We start from the raw sequence: 17,214 nt of genomic DNA, 5'->3' as shown, positions 1-17,214 counted from the left end.
GAGTCGAAGTCAGGACGCGAGAAGCGCTTTGGTGCGCCTGGGATGGTTGGTCGCCACCCAGCTCACACCGAGATCGGCACACAGCCGGACATCGTCGGGTTCGTCGACGGTCCAGCAGTACGTCGCCCGACCCGCCGCGGCGGCCTTGTCCACCAGGTCGGGATGGTCACGCAGCGTTTTCACCGAGGGGCCGACCGCCGTCGCCCCCACCGTGGTGGCCGCGCTGCCGCCCAGGTACCGCGAGGATTCCCCGAGCAGTACCGTCGGCAACAACGGCGCAGCCCGACGGATACGCCATACCGCGGTGGCCGCGAACGACATCACCACCGCCCGTGAGTGATCGGCCGAGGCGGGGGTGGCGATACCGAAACGCTGGAGTTCGGCCAGTACCTTGCTTTCCACGAGAGAGCCGTAGCGGACCGGATGTTTGGTCTCGATGAACAGCTTCGTGGGCCGACTGCGCCAGTCCAGGACCAGGCCGATCAACTCGCCGAGGGTGAGCACCGAGGCCGGTTCGCCGTCGGCGCCGAAATCGTAGCCCCGCAACTCGTCCAAGGTCATCTCACTGACCAGACCGCTTCCGGAGGAAGTGCGATCGATGGTGCGGTCGTGGACACAGACCAGATGCCCGTCGCGGGTGAGCCGAACATCGCATTCGACGCCATCGGCTCCCTCCTGTAGGGCCAGTTCGTAGGCGGCCAGGGTGTGTTCCGGGCGGGCCGCCGACGCGCCCCGGTGTGCGACGACGAACGGCGCACGATCACTCTGGCTCACTTGGTGACAACCTCCTCCGGTGCGTGGCCGGCCTCGACCCGCGCACCCTCCGCATCAACCAGCTCCGCGTCGACCGCTTCGGCATCGCCGGATCCGGTTCGACGACCATCGGGAACGGCTGCGGTACCGGCGGGCTCCGCTGTGCTCACCGTAGCGGCCGACCCCGGCCGGACCGGTTCGATCACCGGTACGGCCGGATCGGTGGCGACCACCCAGCGCTGCGCGGTCCGCGACCGGCCGCGCAGATCCCTGCCCTCGACCACCCGGACGACCCACAACGTCAGCACGGCCACCGCCACCGCCACCGCATCGGTGAGCGCAGTGAACAGTACCCCGTCGGCCTCGGCCTGCAACGAGCCCGCGGGCCGCCACATCAGCGCGGCCGCGGACAGCATCCCGCCGACCACCCAGGCCGACCACCAGATCCGGACCGCCTGGGCCGCGCGGGGCTCGGATACCACTTCGGTGAGGAATACACCCGGCCAGAGCAGATTCACCACCGGGACCAGGCAGCCGAGGGCCAGCATGCGCACCGAACGCGGATCGCTGCGCTCGCGGCGCGCGTATTCCGCCCGGCGGACTTCGATCAGCCACCCCAGTGCCCCCACCGCGGCCGGCAGCGCAAGAATCAGCGCGATCAGCGACGTACCGATCACCAGCGTGTCGGACACGGCCAACAGCATCGGTTCTATGAGTTGGGTGCGGTTGCGCAACAGGATCAGATACCGGCCCAGTTCGGCACTCGCGGCGAGGGCGAAGACCACGGCCGTCGCGATCAGTAGTCCGTACACCCGGTCGGCCAGGGCATGTAGCGGCCGGCGCCGAGCGGTACGCGGCCGCGGCGGTTCGTCGCGAAGTCCCCAGCGCGGGATCTCGGTATAGCGCGGCGTCGGGGTGGCCGGCCGACGCTTGGGCACGATGGGGCGGCGGCCGAGTTGTCCCGGCCGGCGCGCAACCCAGCGATAATTGCGTCGCTCGGGGGGCGCGTCGATCGGGCCGGGCGACAACAACACGCCCCGACAACGCGGACACCAGTGCATGGGGGCTCCCTGCACGGCCCAGCGCGTGCCGCAGCGCGCACAAGGTTGCACCACCGTACTCACCCGCGCACCTCGCTCTTTCCGTCAGTAGATCTTCGCCGCCCGATCACCCTCGGCGGTCAGCGGACGACCGAGGCGCTGCCGAGCCACCATGCCGCCCTCGACGTGCACCGCCCCGAAGCCGATCCGGTTCAGGTGCTTCACCGCCTCGAGCGACCGCCCGCCCTGCCGGCAGACGACATACGGCTGCCGGCAGGGCGGCTCGTCGGTACGGGCGGGGATATGGGACAGCGGGATATGGACAGTGTCCCGGGCGTGGCCGAGCCGCCATTCGTCATCCCCACGCACAGCCGGCAGGATGGCCGAATTCGACCGGTAAGGGATATCGAAACTCTTGACCTCTTCCCCTCTCGGAAAAGAGGGGATTCCAACCCTCGCGGGTCGGGTTTCCTGTTTCACGGCAGACAGCCGGCAGGGTGAGCCCTGCACAGTCTTATGTCCGCTCCGCAGGCATTTCATGTCTCCACCGGCCCGGCGGTGACAGTCCCGGAGCGTACCGGATACGCCGACCTCCGCCTGCACGCGAAGGCCTGCGCTACGTTCCTTGGTCACGTATTCGATCCTGCCATGGGCGCGGCACCGTCGCGCGATCGGCGACTCCCATCTCCCGGCGACACGCCGAGCCGGCGATTCGGCGACTCGGAGAACGCGCCCGAACGAAGTCGGGAGCGGTCACCTGCGGAAGCGGGTTATACACATTATCCACAGATCGATCCACAGATAACGGTTATCACACCGCTCCGATGTAAGAGAATTTCGCTATGACTCCTGAGCGCAACTGTTGCAACGGACGGAGCGGACGGCCGATCCGGGACTCCCCTCCACCTATTCCGGAGCGACCGCCCGCTCGCCACGCCGGCACCCGCACCGTCGAAGGTGCCGACATCTACTTGGACGCACCCTCCGCGGTTTCGGTTCCGCTGAAATGAAAAAAATCCAAATACCCCGATCCGAGCAGGCGGCTCGGTAGCCTGTCGCTATGACATCGAGCAGGGGGCTTCTTGACGGATTGGATACGACCGGTCTGAACATCGCGTTGTCCGAGGCGACCTGCCTCGGGGCAACCGTCGATATACCGGCGAAACTTCTACACCTCGACATCGAGGTACCGACCCTGTCGGAACCCGACGGCATCTCGTCAACCGGAGACTCGATCACGGAGTACCTGCGGGTCCGGCTCACATTCGAAGGCGTCACGCGGGTCGCGGCCTCGCTGCGGTCACAGCGCTGGGACGATATCGACCCGCGGGTTCTGCCGCTGGAACTGTCCGGCCTGGGCGAGGCGATCACCAGTTTCGGCGGTGGCCGCCTGCACGGCTGGGAGTTCATCGACCTCGACGACAGCGGGTGGGCGCTGTGGAGCGAACTGCTCAGCTTCGACACCGTGATCGACAGCCGGCGAATCGCCCGCCATGTCCTGGAGTTCTCCCAGGAAGAGGGCGTCAGCCCGCGGGAGCTCGACATCCGGGTCTGGTTCGACACCGTCGAGGTGCACCGGACCGACGGGCGGGCGGTGCCGCTGCGGAAGCTGGTCTCGGCCACCCGCCGCTGGTGGGCGGCACATGATGCCGGGGATCCGCGGGCCTTCCACCCCGGTATCGCGCCCGCTCTCTGACAAGCGGCGCATCGATCCCCATACATCGGTACCACCTGCCGCCACGGGTGGTACCGACCGCCCGGCCTCGAGGCCCACCGCGCGGCAACCGTGGGACCCTTCACCACCTACCGCCGGCGGTAGGCCTCGGCGTAGCAGAACGCCGAGAGACCGGTCGGCGCGAACTCCGGCTATACCATCTCGGGTGCGAGAAGGCGGGCCCGTCCGACTAGTTCGTCGTACCACGACATGATTCGATGCTACGCATGGTTCGGTCCCGACACGGCAGGCGCGGGAATGGCGGGGCGTCGGGACGAGTTCGATCCATCGGGTGTACGAATGATGGTCGAGGGCACCCACGACACCGGGAAGCACTCGACCCGACAAGGAAGGGACATCGTGGCTGAGTACACGCTGCCAGATCTGGATTACGACTACGGCGCCCTGGAGCCGCATATCTCGGGGCAGATCAACGAGATTCACCATTCCAAGCACCACGCCACCTACGTCGCCGGTGCGAACACCGCGCTGGAGAAGCTGGAAGCCGCCCGCGAATCAGGTGATCACTCCGCCATCTTCCTGCACGAGAAGAACCTCGCCTTCCACCTCGGCGGTCACGTCAACCACTCCATCTGGTGGAAGAACCTCTCCCCCAGCGGCGGCGACAAGCCGACCGGCGAGCTGGCCGCGGCCATCGACGACCAGTTCGGTTCGTTCGACAAGTTCCGTGCGCAGTTCACCGCGGCGGCGAACGGTCTGCAGGGTTCGGGCTGGGCGGTGCTCGGCTACGACACTCTGGGCCAGAAGCTGCTGACCTTCCAGCTGTACGACCAGCAGGCCAATGTGCCGCTGGGGATCATCCCACTGCTGCAGGTCGATATGTGGGAGCACGCCTTCTACCTGCAGTACAAGAACGTCAAGGCCGATTACGTGAAGGCATTCTGGAACGTGGTCAACTGGGCCGACGTTCAGGAGCGTTTCGCCAAGGCCACCAGCCAGGCCAAGGGCCTCATCTTCGGCTGAGCGTCTTCGGCCGAACGCTCGACGCAACGGCTTTGCACCAGGCCCGCGGACCGTATGTCCGCGGGCCTGGTTCGTTTCCTCTCCGCTTCCCGTGGGCAACCGGGTGGTCTCAACCGGGGAACTAGCACTCTCTGGTACTTGTGTGCCGGATAACTCTCGAGTAATCCTCGTCTTCCAGAAGTTCGAGGACGGGCAAGGCCGCCGCCCCGGCATATGCGGGAGGCATCATGCGCAGTAGTAGTTCGATCGGTATCACACCGTTCCACGCGAAAGGTTCACTGCGGGGGTTCGTCATCTCCGGCCGCTGGCCGGAAACCACCAAGGAGTGGGCACAGGTCCTGGTACTCGCGGTGCGGGTGGCCACCCTGCCCGGACTGCTTCCCACCTCCACGGTATTCGGGGTACGCGAGGAACTTCCCGACGAGCCCGAACCGGGTACGGTCGGCCTGGTGATGGCCGAGGGGCCGGTACTCGGCAGGGAAGCGGTGGAGCCCGGCCGGTTCGCCGAGCAGATACCGCCCGCCCTGCTCATGCTGCATCCGCCCTCGGAAACCAGCCCTTCCCTACCCGAATGTACCGGGGCCGCCTCCGGGTGCGTGCTGTTGCCCGGCCTGCCTCACCTGGGTCTGGAACATCGCGCCGCGTGGGCCGAAGCCGAGGCGGACGGCACCATCATCTCACTGGTCAGCCGGGTCGGGCTGGATCCGATCAGCGACCCCGATACCGCCGTCCTCGCGATGCTGCTGGCGGCCTGACGGGCATGTCGGACGTTCGCCCGATCCGGGTGTGAGGCTCCCGGAATCCGGCGCTCATCAGTGGTGATCGCCGTACCGAACCATGCCCTTTCCGTGTCCGAATATGTTTGCCGGGTACATGCCGGCTCGCGATAAGGCCGCCCCGGAACAGTTTTGAGGCTACCCTCAATATCCACCAAGCATAGCCAAACTTATTGTGCCAATTGGTTTTTCGAAGGAGGCTCGTTGCCGGTGCCGATACGGTGCGGTACAGTTGCCAACAGCGAAGGGGAGTAGCCCCCAATCGCGCAGTCGACATACTGACCCCCACTCAACGGAGGGTCCGGTTGCGTGAACCGACAGCGTTCGGTGGGCGAGACCTTCGGCCAGACAGCTGTACGTTGTTGGCCGGAGGCGTACCCATCTCCGGCCGACCGGCCGAAGAAAACGGGAGCACCACCACATGTATGCCACTATCGGACTCGCCATCGGCATCGTGTTCTTGGCCGAACTGGGCGACAAATCCCAACTGATGGCGTTGACTTTCGCCCTGCGCTACCGCTGGTGGGTCGTACTCGGCGGGATCGCCACGGCCACCGCGGTGGTCCATATCATCTCGGTAGCGGTCGGCCACTTCCTCGGTACGGCGCTACCCACCCGCACGATCGCATTCCTCGCCGCGTTCACCTTCCTCGCCGTCGGGCTCTGGACGCTGCGTGAACTCGCCACGGCCGACCCCGACGACGAACAGTCACCACCGTCCCGGTTCACCACAGCCGCCCCGTTCTTCGTGGTGGTATCGGCCTTCCTGCTGGCCGAACTCGGTGACCGCACCATGTTCGCCACCGCGGCGCTGGCCACCGAGAAGGAATGGGCCGGGGTCTGGCTCGGTTCCACCATCGGCATGGTGGCCGCCGACGCGCTCGCCATCGCCATCGGCATCCTGGTCGGCAAGCACCTGCCCGAACGCGCCATCGGTATCGGCTCCGGCCTGCTGTTCCTCTTCATCGGCGCACTCACCGCCCTCGACACCGGCCTGCCGGCCCTCGGAATCCTGCCCGCCGCCGCCATCGCGCTGGTCGTACCCCTCGCCGCGGGTGCGGTGCTGTGGGCGATCCTCGGCCATCGGGCGCGCGAACTGCCTGCCACATCGGCGAGCCCCGCCGAGATCTCGGCCCGCCGGGCGGATGATCTTCGGTAACGGTTCCCGCCCGCTCCGCGCGGGTCATGAGCCGATATGCGGCCGTGTCCGTCGGACGTACCTCCATCTGCGCTTCGACCGAGCTGAGGCCGGCCACGGAACCGCGTTCCACCGGGTCGGTTAGGGTGCAATTGACGTAATGCCAACTGGCTTGTCACGAACGAGAGGACCATCGTGGAGATTTCGGGTTCCGCCGCCATCATCACCGGAGGCGCGTCCGGGCTGGGCGCCGCCACCGCCAAGCGCTTCGCTGAACTGGGCGCCACTGTCTTCGGGCTCGATGTACCGCAGTCGATCGAGCGGGCCGGCGACAATGTGCCCGACGGGGTCACCCTCCTCGCCGCCGATGTCACCAGCCACGAAGAGGTCGGGGCCGCCGTCGCCAAGGTGCTCGAGTCGGGCTCGCCGCTGCGCATCGTGGTCAACTGCGCCGGTGTCGGCTGGGCCGGCCGCATCCTGTCCAAGAACGGCCCGCACGACCTGGAGCTGTTCCGCACGGTGATCACCGTGAACCTGCTCGGCACCTTCAATGTCATGCGGCTGGCCGCCGACGCCATCGCCAAGACCGAGCCCGTCGACGACCTCGGTCAGCGCGGTGTCATCATCAACACCGCCTCGGTCGCCGCGTTCGAGGGCCAGATCGGCCAGATCGCCTACTCGGCCTCCAAGGGCGGTGTGCACGGTATGACCGTGCCGGCCGCCCGTGACCTGGCACAGTTCGGTATCCGGGTCAACACCATCGCCCCCGGCATCATCGACACCCCCATGCTGGCCGGCGTCACCGAGGAGTACCGCAAGGGACTGGAGGCCGGTGTGCCGTTCCCCTCGCGCCTGGGCCGTCCCGATGAATACGCGCAGCTATCGCAGTACATCGTCGAACACGACTATCTGAACGGCGAAACCATTCGGATGGACGGCGCCCTGCGCATGGCGCCGCGGTAATTCCTGCCGCGAGATTTCGCGACGCGTCCTTCCGGTTCCCCCACCGGAAGGGCGGACGCCTCGTTTGTGCGACCGCCACATGCCGCGAAAATCGGCGGGTCCGCACTACCGATCAACCGGCGCTACCACTCGACGGAAGGGATCGCCGCCGGTTCTCACACGCCTGTCGGTCGGCATCCGGACGATCCACACCGTCTCGACCGCATCCCTGGACGGTAAAGCCCTCGCGGTCGTAACCGAACCGATCGAACCCCCAGCGGTCGAATCCGGACCGGTCATACCCGAAACGGTCGTACCCGGACCGATCGAACCCGTGCAGATCGTAACCGGAACGGTCGTACCCCCAGCGGTCACGGCCCCACCGGTCGTATCCGAAAGAGTCGTAACCATCCGGGCCATAGGTGTCGTCCGGCTTCGGAGCGGGACAACCGGCACCGTTGTCGGACCGGACGCCCGAGCAGGAGCGCGGCGGCTCCGGATCGGGCGTCGGCACCGACGGAGTCTCGGGACGAGTGCTCGGCGCCGGCTGTGCACTCGGCGCCGAATCGGGCGGTTCGGCGAACGCGGGGGCCTGCAGCACCGCGGGTGTGAGCAGTATGACCGTCGGCGCGGCGATCCGCACCAATGCCCGACGCACACCGTGAGCACACAGGGTCGAAATCGACATGTTCGATCTCCTGTCCGGGGCGTGACTTCCACGCTCCGGACGCCCTATCGATCCGAAAGGCGAAGCCATTACAAACCGCAGCTCGGTACGAGCGGTAAACGCCTTTGCCACGCAAGGCGACCGGGTCCCGTGGAGTCCGCGATCTGTTCGAACGGGTCGCGGACTCCACGGGTGAACGGCTCGGCGGTTACAGCGTGCGAGTGAGCCGGTCGGTGAGGATATGCGCGAAGCGCGCGGGATCCTTCAACTCCCCGCCCTCGGCCAGCACCGCCGTGCCGAACAGCAGTTCGGCGGTTTCGGTGAGCTCGGGCACCTTACCCGCGTCGGCGTCCTGCTTTCGGCTGTCGTAGGCGTCGCGCAACCCGGTCACCAGCGGATGGGTCGGGTTGAGCTCCAGGATCCGCTTGGTCTCCGGCAGGAGCTGTCCGGAGGCGCGATACATCCGCTCCAACATCGGGGTGAAGTCGAAGACATCACCGACCAGGCAGGCGGGCGAGGTGGTGAGCCGGTTGGTCAGACGCACCTCCTTGACGTTCTCCTCGAGCGTCTTCCCCAACCAGGACAGCAGTTCGGCGAACTCCTTGTCCTGCTGCTCCCGCAGCTGTTCGGATTCCTTCTTCTCTTCCTCGGTCTCCAGGTCCACTTCGCCCTTGGCGATGGACTGGAACTGTTTGCCGTCGAATTCCGTCACCGAGCCGACCCACATCTCGTCGACCGGGTCGGTCAGGACCAGCACCTCGAGACCCTTGGCCTTGAAGGCCTCCATATGCGGTGAGCTCTCGACCTGCTGTCGGGACTCGCCGGTCATGTAGTAGATCTTGTCCTGACCGTCCTTCATCCGCTCCACATACTGGGCGAGCGTGGTCGGCTCGGTCTCGGAGTGCGTGGACGCGAACGACGACACCTGCAGAATGGTCTCGCGGTTGTCGAAGTCCGACAGCAGACCCTCCTTGAGGACGCGGCCGAACTCCCGCCAGAAGACCTGGTACTTGTCCTGCTCGGTTTTCACCGAGTCGTCGCCGGTGTCCTCGGTGCTCTCGGCCTCGAGCGACGCCGTCTGCATGTCCTTGACGGTGGACAGCACCTTCTTGACCAGACGCTTGCGGATCATCTGGATCTGCCGGTCCTGCTGCAGGATCTCGCGCGAGACGTTCAGCGACAGGTCCTGCGCGTCCACCACACCCTTGACGAACCGCAGATATTCCGGCATCAGCTCTTCGCAGTTGTCCATGATGAACACCCGCTTGACGTAGAGCTGAACCCCACGCTTGTGCTCACGGGTGAACAGGTCGAACGGCGCCTGCGACGGCAGAAACAGCAGCGCCTGGTATTCGAAGGTGCCCTCGGCCTTGAGCGGGATGATCTCCAGCGGATCGTCCCAGGCGTGCGAGATGTGCTTGTAGAACTCCTTGTATTCGTCGTCGGAGACCTCGCCGCGGGGACGGGTCCACAACGCCTTCATAGAGTTGAGGGTCTGTTCCTCGGTGACCGTCTTCTCCTGTTTATCCTCGCCCTCCCCCTCGGTGACGGTCCGCTCCACCTTCATACGGATCGGCCAGGCGATGAAATCGGAGTATTTCTTGACGATCTCGCGGAGCTTCCACTCCTGGGTGTAGTCGAAGAGATGATCCTCGGTATCCGCCGGTTTGAGATGCAGCGATACCGCCGTACCCTGCGGGGCCTCCTCGAGGGTTTCGATGGTGTAGCCGGAGCTGCCCGCGGTGGACTCCCAGCGGGTGCCCGCGGTCTCACCGGCATGGCGGGTGGTCAGCGTGACCTTGTCCGCCACCATGAATGCCGAGTAGAAGCCGATACCGAACTGGCCGATCAATTCCTCGGTCGCCGCCTCGGACTTGGCCTCGTTCAGTTTTTTGCGGACCTCGGCGGTTCCGGATTTGGCCAGGGTGCCGATGAGATCTACCACTTCGGCACGTGACATGCCGATACCGTTGTCCTTGACCGTCAGGGTCCGCTGGTTCTTGTCGACCTCCAACTCGATATGCAGGTCGGTGGTGTCGACGTGCAGATCCTTGTCCCGGTAGGACTCCAGCCGCAGCCTGTCCAGCGCGTCGGAAGCATTGGAGATCAGCTCCCTCAGGAAGGTGTCTTTGTTGGAATAGACCGAGTGGATCATCAGCTCGAGCAGCTGATGGGTCTCGGCTTGAAACTCGAGGTGTTCGACGTGATCGGTCACGTCGAAATATTACGACTCCGCCGGGGACAGAATCTCGCCGCCCGAGTGTGTGAAATCGGCCAAGGCGGGCACCTCACGCTCGGCACAGTGTTCACCGGGGGTCCGGGGGGCCATCCACTCCCGCAGCGTGGCGGTGGCGCGCACATCGTCCTCGTTGTATTCCAGCAGCCGGACACGCTGGGTGAGATCGGGTGCACCGTCGTAGCCGACCGCGCGCCGATACCAGTTCATCGACGCCTCCCCGTTGGCCTCCGGATCGCGCCAGGCGAAACCGGCGACCGGGGCGATCTTCTTCAGCCCCTTACCGCTCGGGCAGATGAACTGGTCGGTCACCGCCTGAAACATATCCACCCACTGCGGCGAGTTCACGAACTCCGTGACCTGTTCGACCGTGGGAACACCGGGGCGTCCGGCGAACCGGCGGGCCGATTCGAAGAGCCATTTGTCCTCGGCGGTGCGGGAGTAGCAGTAGGCGGCGAAGGTCTTCCCGGCCGCGGCGGCGGCCGCGCGCACCCGCATCAGCCAGGTCCAGAACTCGCCGAAGGAACGGCCCTCGTCCTCGGTGGGGAGCGGGTCCCAGGTGACGAACGGACGGTACCGCCCATCGAGCAGGGTCCCCCACAGATAGGCGCCTTCTTCCTGGTAGCTCTCCAGGTCGACATCCACCTCGACATCGGCGCGGCGCACCCGCACCCGGTCGAATCGGCGGACCAGCGGCGCACCCGCGATCCAGGCCCGCGCGGTGACCACGGCCTCGTCGAACGGACCGTACTGCCAGTCGTCGGGTTCGGGCCCCGACCAGGCGGCGAGCTCGTCGACGGTCCGGACACCGTGCGCGCGCAACACCTCGGCACGCGAGCCGGGCGCCACCACACTGATATCGCGCCGCGCGGTCAGCCACCCCTGGCAACCGCCGGATTCACCGCGGGTCCACCAGGGACACTGCCGGCATTCGGGCACCTTGGACGGCACCGTCGGCAGCTCACCGCGCAATACCGCGATCCGGTCCGCGTAACGGCGATCGTAGTCGTCCAGGACCGCGGTGAGATCGTGCACCAGGATCCGGTCGAAGTGGTAGCCGATCACCCCGCCCACCACCGCCGGGCTCGCCAGACCGTGCCGCTGCAACATGCGGTACAAATGGGCCAGACGCTGTTGGTTGCGCGGCTGCTGGCGCAGTTTGCGGTGCGGATCGGGCCGCGGGTCCCAGCGGTAGAGGTCGGAGGTCGTCGGATGGAAGTCGGCCGGTTCCGGGCGGCGGGGGTCGGTCACCTTGTGATTGACCACGATCACCGGGATATATCCGCCCCGGCCCAGATCGCGCAGCAGAATCTCCGCGCCGCCGCGCCTACCGGTATCGGATTCCTGCGGCAACAACCCGCCCCAGATCCGCGACACCCCGGCGGCGCAGGCCCGCACGGTGGCCTCCGCCCGCGCGCTCGCGGGCAATGTCGGATCGATGACCGCCCAGCTCTCCGGATCGGCCCCCACCAAAGCGTCGCGCACGCGGGCGCGATGCTCCGCGGCGGCGACGCGGCGCTGCTGGACACCCGGGTCCTCCCGGGCCGTGGTCAGTATCTCCGGATACGCCGCATCCAATCCGAGCCGATGCCGACAGCCGATCAGCCCACGGGCGTCGAGGAACACCGGCCTCAAACCACGACGCGCGACGGGATCGGAGCCGGAAATATCGCCGCCTTCCCCACCGACGCGAACGCCGTTTTCCCGCACGGCACCGTTGGCGTCCATACGACCCCCACGGTCGAAATCCTCGTGACCTTTGCGGTCGGCACTGCCCGGCTGCACCTATGCAGTATGGTCCCTCCCCCCGACACTTCCGCGAATCGCACATATCGCCCACCCGCCCGCACCCGCGTGCAAACCCACCACTCGCAGGAGCGACGGTCGACCCGATAGGGTGTCGACAGACCGTGTGACATGGGCGGACGACGTCGTTCCCGCGTCGTATCGCCGTGGCGAACCAGCATGACGGAGGCCTTCGATGGGGTTGTTCAAGCGCAAGCGGCGGCCGAGCCGCCGGGCCGAGGCGAAAGCCCTCAAGCACAAGGCCGCGCTGGAAGCCAAATTGAGCGCGAAGAACGACCGCAGACGCCACCGGGCCCAGACCCGCACCCAGCGCAAGGTCGCCAAGGCCCAGATCGCGACGCTGCAGGCGGAGGAGAAGGCCGCGCTCAAGCTTGCCGCCAAGGCCGAACGCGATCCGTTCGGTCCGGGACAGGTCAAGAAATACCTCGGTGTAGCGCGGGTGTTGATACCCGTGCTCGCGCCGCTGGCCTACCGTGGCGCCACCTACCTGCGCGGGCAGCTCGACGCCCGACGCGCCGCACAGCTCGGGGTCGGTATGGACCGGCTCGGCGATTTCACCGGTCACGGTGGTCGGCTGAAGGCGCGTATCGCCAATGCCGAATCGGCACTGGACAAGGTCACCTCGGGTGACAAGGACGCCGACGGGGCACAGCGGTTCGTCGCTGCGACCCGTGAGCGCCTCGACTCGCTGTCCACGGCGATCCGCACTGCCGAGCAGTTGCCCCCGACGCGCCGCCGGGCGGTGCACGCCTCCGTCGATACCGAACTGGCCGCCATCGAAGCCGATGTGCTGGCCCGTCTCGGCGTATCCTGATCCGCCCGACACCACGCCGTGCCCACCCGGTCGACCGGCTGTCCGCCCCGCGGTTGCGCGGTCGGCGCGGCGACGGGTGCAGCGGCCCTCGCCGCGCACGGTATATCCGGCGGCGGCTACCCTTCCACCGCCGGTGCCGCGCTCTTGATCCTGGCGGCGGCACTCACGGGATTCGCCGCCGGATCGATCGATTCCGTGGCGCTCGAACGTGATCTGTCGTGGCGCGGCCGCGGCGGATCCGGTTCGACAACATTCTTCGCGCTGCTCGCCCCCCTGGCCGTGGGTCAGCTCGTCGGACACATCGCACTGACCGGGCTGATCGGTCACGCTTCCGCGGCGGACCACCGGCTTGCCGGCACCGTCGTATTCGACGGCATGTCGTTCGGTGGTCGGCCGTCACCCGTCCGCCCGGCGATCGTGCATATGCTCGCGACCCTGCTGTGCGCCGCCGCCATCGCCGCCGCGGAACGGCTGTACCGGCTGCTCTCCCGGGTGCTGCGCATACTTCTCACCGCGCCGACACCACCACCCGGCGAGGAACACCGCGCATGCCGCGGATACCCCGCAGCACCGCTTCGCCTCTCTCCGAACGGGTCCTGTGGACCGCGCGCACCACCGGTGCGCCTCCGCGCCCCTTGACCATTCCCTTCGGAGAGAAAGCGATCAGTTCATGCACAGTCCGATTCCGCATGCCCTGGCTCGGTGGACCGCCGCCGCGGCGCTGGGCACGGGCCTGGCCGTACTCGGCGCCGGACCCGCCGCCGCGCATGTCACCGTCGATGCCCCGGACGCGGCACAGGGGCAGATGACCATCGCGACCTTCCGGGTGCCCACCGAATCCGAGACAGCGGACACCACCGCGGTCACCGTCGCCGTCCCGCAACTGCAGGTGGCCCTCACCGAGCCGCTGCCGGGCTGGACGGCCGAGGTGGAGCGCAATGACAAATCCCAGGTCACCGCGATTATCTGGAAGACCGCGGCGGGGAACCCGGGTATCGCGCCCGGACAGTTCCAACGTTTCGCGGTGACGCTCGGCCCGCTGCCGCAGCAGGAGACCGTGAGCTTCCCGGCCACTCAGACCTATAGCGACGGCAAGGTCGTGCGATGGGCTCAGGCCGATGAGGACGGTTCGGCATCCCACCCGGCCCCCTCGCTCATTCTCGCCGCCGGTGCGAATACCGGACATCACGGCGAGAACACGAATACGGCCGCGGCGTCCGGCGACACGGGTACCGACACCACAGCCCGTTGGCTCGGCGGTGCCGGGCTGGCGGTGGGGGTGCTCGGCCTCGGACTCGGGGTCGGCTCGATGATTCGGGGACGCCGATGAACCGCTACCGCACCCGGACGCTCGCTCTGCCCGCATCCACCCCGCGGTCTCTCGCCGTGCTGTTCGCCTTCGTCACCGCTGCGCTGTTTCTCGCGGTGGGTCCGGCCGCCGGTCCGGCCGCGGCGCATTCCACGGTGGTCGGCAGCTCACCGGAGGACGGCGCCACCGTGGACAGCGGTCCGGCACGGGTGACGATCACCTTCAACGAACCCCTGCAGCCGAACTTTCCGGCCATGACCGTCGTCGGGCCGGACGGGAACCTGTGGTCGAAGGGCGTCCCGGTCGTCGAGGGCAAAATGATCAGCGTCCCGGTCGGGGAGCTCGGTCCGGCCGGAGTCTACCGGGTGGCCTACCGCGTGACCTCGGCGGACGGACATGTGGTCAAGGGTGAGCGCACCTTCACCCTGAGCACCCCGGGCAAGGGCACGCCCGGCCCCAAGGCGGGCGCGGAGAAAGGCGGCGACGGATCCGGCGGTATCCCGGCCTGGGTGTATGTGGTCGGCGTCGTGGTGCTGTTCGGCGCCGGGCTGGCCTTCGCCCTGTTCGGAACCAAACTGCTCGGTGGTAAGGGCAAGTCGAACCGGTGATCGGCACCACCACCCGATGGCACGATCGTCCGACCGCATTGCTGCTGATCGTGCCGTCGGGTCTGCTCGGAGTAGTGCTCGCCTGGGCACTGACCACGGTCACCGGGGCGGCCGCCGTTCGGTTCGGTGCCGACGGAATCGGCGCCGCGGTGCTCGGCCTGGCCGCACTGCCCCGGCTGCACGACCGGCTCCGAGTGCCCTGGCGGCTGCTCGCCGTGTTGGCCGGCCTCTGGTGTGGCGCCGAGTTCACGGTGCTGGTATTCGAGGCGGCCGATGTGGTGGGCGTGGTGCCGACCGCGTTGGGCGCCGACGACTTCGGTACCTACCTGGGGGAAATCAGCGGTGGCCAGGTGGGAGTAGTCATCCTGGTGGCCACCGCCGCTATCGCCGGGTATGCGGCGTTCGCCTTCCGGCGACCGGATCACGCCGCGCCCGACCTGGTGTTGGTCTTCGCCGCGGTGCCCCTGGCGCTGCGGCCCATCACCGGACATATGTCGCAGCAGCCATTGGGGTCTGTCCTCGCCGCGGTCCATACGCTGGCGGCGGCCGTCTGGTTCGGCCTGTTGATCGGGTTGGCGCTGGTGGTACGCGGCCGTGGCGAATGGGCCGTGACCCTGCCCCGGTATTCGGCGGTCGCACTGCCCCTGGTGCCGGTGATCGCGGCAACCGGACTGGTCAACGGCCTGGTGCGGGTCGGCGGTATCGAACCGCTCGTGAGCACCGGATACGGGCGAATCCTACTGGCGAAAACCTTGATCTTGGCGATCCTGTCGGTACTGGGCTGGTGGTGGCGGCGCACCTGGGTGGCGCGGGCCGCCGGGCACCGGATGAACGCCGAGGCGTCACTGCACCGGGCGGTGTTGGAGTTGGTGGTGATGGCACCGGCGTTCGGGTTGGCGGCGTCTTTGGCGGTCACCGCTTGAGTGCCCATCGGCTCGCCCGCGCAGCGCGGCCGAGCGACTTGCCCGCGAGCGTCGATCCGGCCGGATCTGACCACGAACCGCTGGTCGGAGTCGTAATCGACCCTGGTATGACGCACACTACCGGAATAGCCTATAGCTATGAAAAAGCCCACTATCAAGCAACGGATCGCCTATGATGTGGGCCGCGAACTTCCCGCGGAACTGCACGAGTGGGTGGTCCACGACCTCGTCGACCACGGGGCCATGGAACGGTACCTCGTTCGCTTCGTCGGGCCGATCATTCCGTTGTTCGCGCTGATCCTGCTGTTCCCCGGGCCGATGACACTCAAGCTGGGACTCATTGTGATGATGATCATCCCGCTGGTCATCTTCACGGTCGCGCTGAGCTATGTGTGGCGGCGGTTCCGGTTGGTCCAGCACGGACTCGACCCCGAACTGGTCGACCACGGCAAGGTCTCCGACCGTGACCGACAGCTGTACAACCTGCACTACCGGCACGGATAGCATATTGCGATAACTCGATTGTCGCCCGGGCCGGCCGGACACCCGGCCCGGCGGGGCGGCACAATCCGGTATGTGACCGAATCAGCGCATGATGTGGCGACAGCGGATCTGGCCGACGAGATCGGCCCGGACATCCGCAGTTGCGATACCCAGTTCATCCAATTCGGCGGCCGGGCGGTTTTCGCCGGCCGGATCACCACCATCCGCTGCTTCCAGGACAACCTGCTGGTCAAGCAGACGTTGAGTGAACCGGGCGAAGGCAAGGTCCTGGTGGTCGACGGTGACGCCAGTGTGCACACCGCGCTGGTGGGCGATATCATCGCCGGCCGCGGCGTGGACAACGGCTGGGCCGGGGTCGTGGTCAACGGCGCGGTACGCGACTCCGCCATCCTGCGCACGCTGGACATCGGTATCAAGGCCCTGGGCACCAATCCGCGCAAAAGTACCCAGACCGGCTCCGGAGAAAAGGATGTACCCGTCGAATTCGGCGGGGTCACCTTCGTACCGGGCGAGATGCTCTACAGCGACCACGACGGCATAGTGGTACGCGCGCAGGGCTGAACCCCGACCTGCCCGTGGGAACCCGAAAAGCCCGGCGCCACCGCGCGCCGGGCTTTTCGTTATCCAGCGGTGACCCGTGCCTTGTGACCGGCCAGGGCAACCACATCACCCACCTGTAGCTGCCGCCCACGCCGCAACTCGACCTCCTCGTTCACCCGCACCAGTCCCGCGGCGATCACCGTTTTGGCCTCCGATCCGGAGTCGATCAGATTGGCCAGTTTCAGAAATTGGCCGAGCCGGATGATTTCGTCATCGATCAGCACATCGACTGGTTCTGACATGGGGTAAATACATACTCCTCTATCCGGACCCACCGAACACCGCCCCATCCCGCCGGCGATCCCGGAGCGGCCATGTGCCGCGTCCGGACGCGCCGCGCGTACTCGGGCAGACCCACCCCGCACGCACCGAATTCACATCGCCCCGCGCCATCGCTCCC

General features: G+C 67.0%; 19 protein-coding genes. 12 read left to right on the top strand and 7 right to left on the bottom strand.

Going from position 1 to position 17,214, the window contains the following annotated elements; translation table 11 throughout:
* Positions 1–9: 9 nt before the first annotated feature.
* The 3 genes from ON20_RS00265 to ON20_RS00255 form a co-directional block, all read right to left on the bottom strand.
* The gene (locus ON20_RS00265) at positions 10–774 is read right to left on the bottom strand and encodes a glycerophosphodiester phosphodiesterase (protein ID WP_040832752.1); all 765 of its coding nucleotides are present in this window, start codon (positions 772–774) and stop codon (positions 10–12) included.
* Positions 771–1,787 (bottom strand): DUF4328 domain-containing protein, encoded by a 1,017-nt coding sequence (locus ON20_RS00260; protein WP_245546904.1) that lies wholly within the window; start codon positions 1,785–1,787, stop codon positions 771–773. The genes ON20_RS00265 and ON20_RS00260 overlap by 4 nt, the downstream gene beginning before the upstream one ends.
* Positions 1,788–1,898: 111 nt before the next feature.
* Positions 1,899–2,162 (bottom strand): rhodanese-like domain-containing protein, encoded by a 264-nt coding sequence (locus tag ON20_RS00255; protein WP_306306807.1) that lies wholly within the window; start codon positions 2,160–2,162, stop codon positions 1,899–1,901.
* Positions 2,163–2,853: 691 nt separating this feature from the next.
* Between ON20_RS00255 and ON20_RS00250 the strand changes: the two genes are divergently transcribed.
* The 5 genes from ON20_RS00250 to ON20_RS00230 all read left to right on the top strand — a co-directional run bounded on the left by ON20_RS00250 (position 2,854) and on the right by ON20_RS00230 (position 7,368).
* Entirely contained in the window at positions 2,854–3,489 is a 636-nt protein-coding gene (locus tag ON20_RS00250) for a hypothetical protein (RefSeq protein WP_040832751.1), read from the top strand.
* A gap of 378 nt (positions 3,490–3,867) precedes the next feature.
* A complete protein-coding gene (locus ON20_RS00245; protein ID WP_040832805.1) occupies positions 3,868–4,491 on the top strand; it encodes a superoxide dismutase in 624 nt (207 codons plus the stop codon).
* Between the two features lie 227 nt (positions 4,492–4,718).
* Positions 4,719–5,246: a hypothetical protein gene (locus ON20_RS00240; RefSeq protein WP_040832750.1), complete on the top strand. Its 528-nt coding sequence runs from the start codon at positions 4,719–4,721 to the stop codon at positions 5,244–5,246.
* A 442-nt stretch (positions 5,247–5,688) separates the two neighbouring features.
* Positions 5,689–6,426: a TMEM165/GDT1 family protein gene (locus ON20_RS00235; RefSeq protein ID WP_040832749.1), complete on the top strand. Its 738-nt coding sequence runs from the start codon at positions 5,689–5,691 to the stop codon at positions 6,424–6,426.
* 174 nt (positions 6,427–6,600) lie between these two features.
* Positions 6,601–7,368 carry an SDR family NAD(P)-dependent oxidoreductase gene (locus ON20_RS00230; protein WP_040832748.1) on the top strand — a complete coding sequence of 256 codons (768 nt, stop codon included), beginning with the start codon at positions 6,601–6,603 and terminating at the stop codon, positions 7,366–7,368.
* Positions 7,369–7,480: 112 nt separating this feature from the next.
* Here ON20_RS00230 and ON20_RS00225 read toward each other — a convergent pair whose 3' ends face one another.
* The 3 genes from ON20_RS00225 to ON20_RS00215 form a co-directional block, all read right to left on the bottom strand.
* Positions 7,481–8,035, bottom strand: a complete 555-nt coding sequence (locus ON20_RS00225; RefSeq protein ID WP_040832747.1) for a hypothetical protein — start codon at positions 8,033–8,035, stop codon at positions 7,481–7,483.
* Between the two features lie 187 nt (positions 8,036–8,222).
* A complete protein-coding gene (htpG, locus tag ON20_RS00220; protein ID WP_040832746.1) occupies positions 8,223–10,229 on the bottom strand; it encodes a molecular chaperone HtpG in 2,007 nt (668 codons plus the stop codon).
* Between the two features lie 9 nt (positions 10,230–10,238).
* Positions 10,239–12,035 (bottom strand): TM0106 family RecB-like putative nuclease, encoded by a 1,797-nt coding sequence (locus tag ON20_RS00215; RefSeq protein WP_438803357.1) that lies wholly within the window; start codon positions 12,033–12,035, stop codon positions 10,239–10,241.
* 196 nt (positions 12,036–12,231) lie between these two features.
* Between ON20_RS00215 and ON20_RS00210 the strand changes: the two genes are divergently transcribed.
* From ON20_RS00210 to rraA, 7 genes are all read left to right on the top strand, one after another.
* Positions 12,232–12,870 carry a DUF6474 family protein gene (locus ON20_RS00210; protein ID WP_040832745.1) on the top strand — a complete coding sequence of 213 codons (639 nt, stop codon included), beginning with the start codon at positions 12,232–12,234 and terminating at the stop codon, positions 12,868–12,870.
* Between the two features lie 18 nt (positions 12,871–12,888).
* Entirely contained in the window at positions 12,889–13,509 is a 621-nt protein-coding gene (locus ON20_RS00205) for a hypothetical protein (protein ID WP_040832744.1), read from the top strand.
* A 31-nt stretch (positions 13,510–13,540) separates the two neighbouring features.
* Positions 13,541–14,200, top strand: coding sequence for a YcnI family copper-binding membrane protein (locus ON20_RS00200; protein ID WP_040832743.1), 660 nt, complete (start codon positions 13,541–13,543; stop codon positions 14,198–14,200).
* On the top strand, positions 14,197–14,787 hold the full coding sequence (locus ON20_RS00195; protein ID WP_051161283.1) for a copper resistance CopC family protein: 591 nt from the start codon (positions 14,197–14,199) through the stop codon (positions 14,785–14,787). The genes ON20_RS00200 and ON20_RS00195 overlap by 4 nt, the downstream gene beginning before the upstream one ends.
* Positions 14,787–15,710, top strand: coding sequence for a CopD family protein (locus tag ON20_RS00190; protein ID WP_086008884.1), 924 nt, complete (start codon positions 14,787–14,789; stop codon positions 15,708–15,710). The genes ON20_RS00195 and ON20_RS00190 overlap by 1 nt, the downstream gene beginning before the upstream one ends.
* Before the next feature lie 138 nt (positions 15,711–15,848).
* The gene (locus ON20_RS00185; RefSeq protein WP_040832742.1) at positions 15,849–16,214 is read left to right on the top strand and encodes a DUF5313 family protein; all 366 of its coding nucleotides are present in this window, start codon (positions 15,849–15,851) and stop codon (positions 16,212–16,214) included.
* A gap of 72 nt (positions 16,215–16,286) precedes the next feature.
* Positions 16,287–16,775: a ribonuclease E activity regulator RraA gene (gene rraA / locus ON20_RS00180; protein WP_040832741.1), complete on the top strand. Its 489-nt coding sequence runs from the start codon at positions 16,287–16,289 to the stop codon at positions 16,773–16,775.
* A 59-nt stretch (positions 16,776–16,834) separates the two neighbouring features.
* On the opposite strand, the gene ON20_RS00175 is transcribed toward rraA, so the two are convergent.
* Positions 16,835–17,056, bottom strand: coding sequence for an RNA-binding S4 domain-containing protein (locus ON20_RS00175; protein WP_040832740.1), 222 nt, complete (start codon positions 17,054–17,056; stop codon positions 16,835–16,837).
* Between the last annotated feature and the right edge of the window lie 158 nt (positions 17,057–17,214).

The sequence above is a fragment of the Nocardia brevicatena NBRC 12119 genome (assembly GCF_000308495.1).
Taxonomy (GTDB): Bacteria; Actinomycetota; Actinomycetes; order Mycobacteriales; family Mycobacteriaceae; genus Nocardia; species Nocardia brevicatena.
This window is presented reverse-complemented; position numbering and strand designations above follow the sequence as displayed.

Excerpts from the sequence above, each read along its gene's own strand:
- ON20_RS00175 (WP_040832740.1), bottom strand. The coding sequence starts at position 17,056 with ATGTCAGAACCAGTCGATGTGCTGATCGATGACGAAATCATCCGGCTC.
- ON20_RS00195 (WP_051161283.1), top strand. The coding sequence starts at position 14,197 with ATGAACCGCTACCGCACCCGGACGCTCGCTCTGCCCGCATCCACCCCG.
- ON20_RS00250 (WP_040832751.1), top strand. The coding sequence starts at position 2,854 with ATGACATCGAGCAGGGGGCTTCTTGACGGATTGGATACGACCGGTCTG.
- ON20_RS00235 (WP_040832749.1), top strand. The coding sequence starts at position 5,689 with ATGTATGCCACTATCGGACTCGCCATCGGCATCGTGTTCTTGGCCGAA.
- ON20_RS00240 (WP_040832750.1), top strand. The coding sequence starts at position 4,719 with ATGCGCAGTAGTAGTTCGATCGGTATCACACCGTTCCACGCGAAAGGT.
- ON20_RS00225 (WP_040832747.1), bottom strand. The coding sequence starts at position 8,035 with ATGTCGATTTCGACCCTGTGTGCTCACGGTGTGCGTCGGGCATTGGTG.
- ON20_RS00200 (WP_040832743.1), top strand. The coding sequence starts at position 13,541 with ATGCACAGTCCGATTCCGCATGCCCTGGCTCGGTGGACCGCCGCCGCG.
- ON20_RS00210 (WP_040832745.1), top strand. The coding sequence starts at position 12,232 with ATGGGGTTGTTCAAGCGCAAGCGGCGGCCGAGCCGCCGGGCCGAGGCG.
- ON20_RS00185 (WP_040832742.1), top strand. The coding sequence starts at position 15,849 with ATGAAAAAGCCCACTATCAAGCAACGGATCGCCTATGATGTGGGCCGC.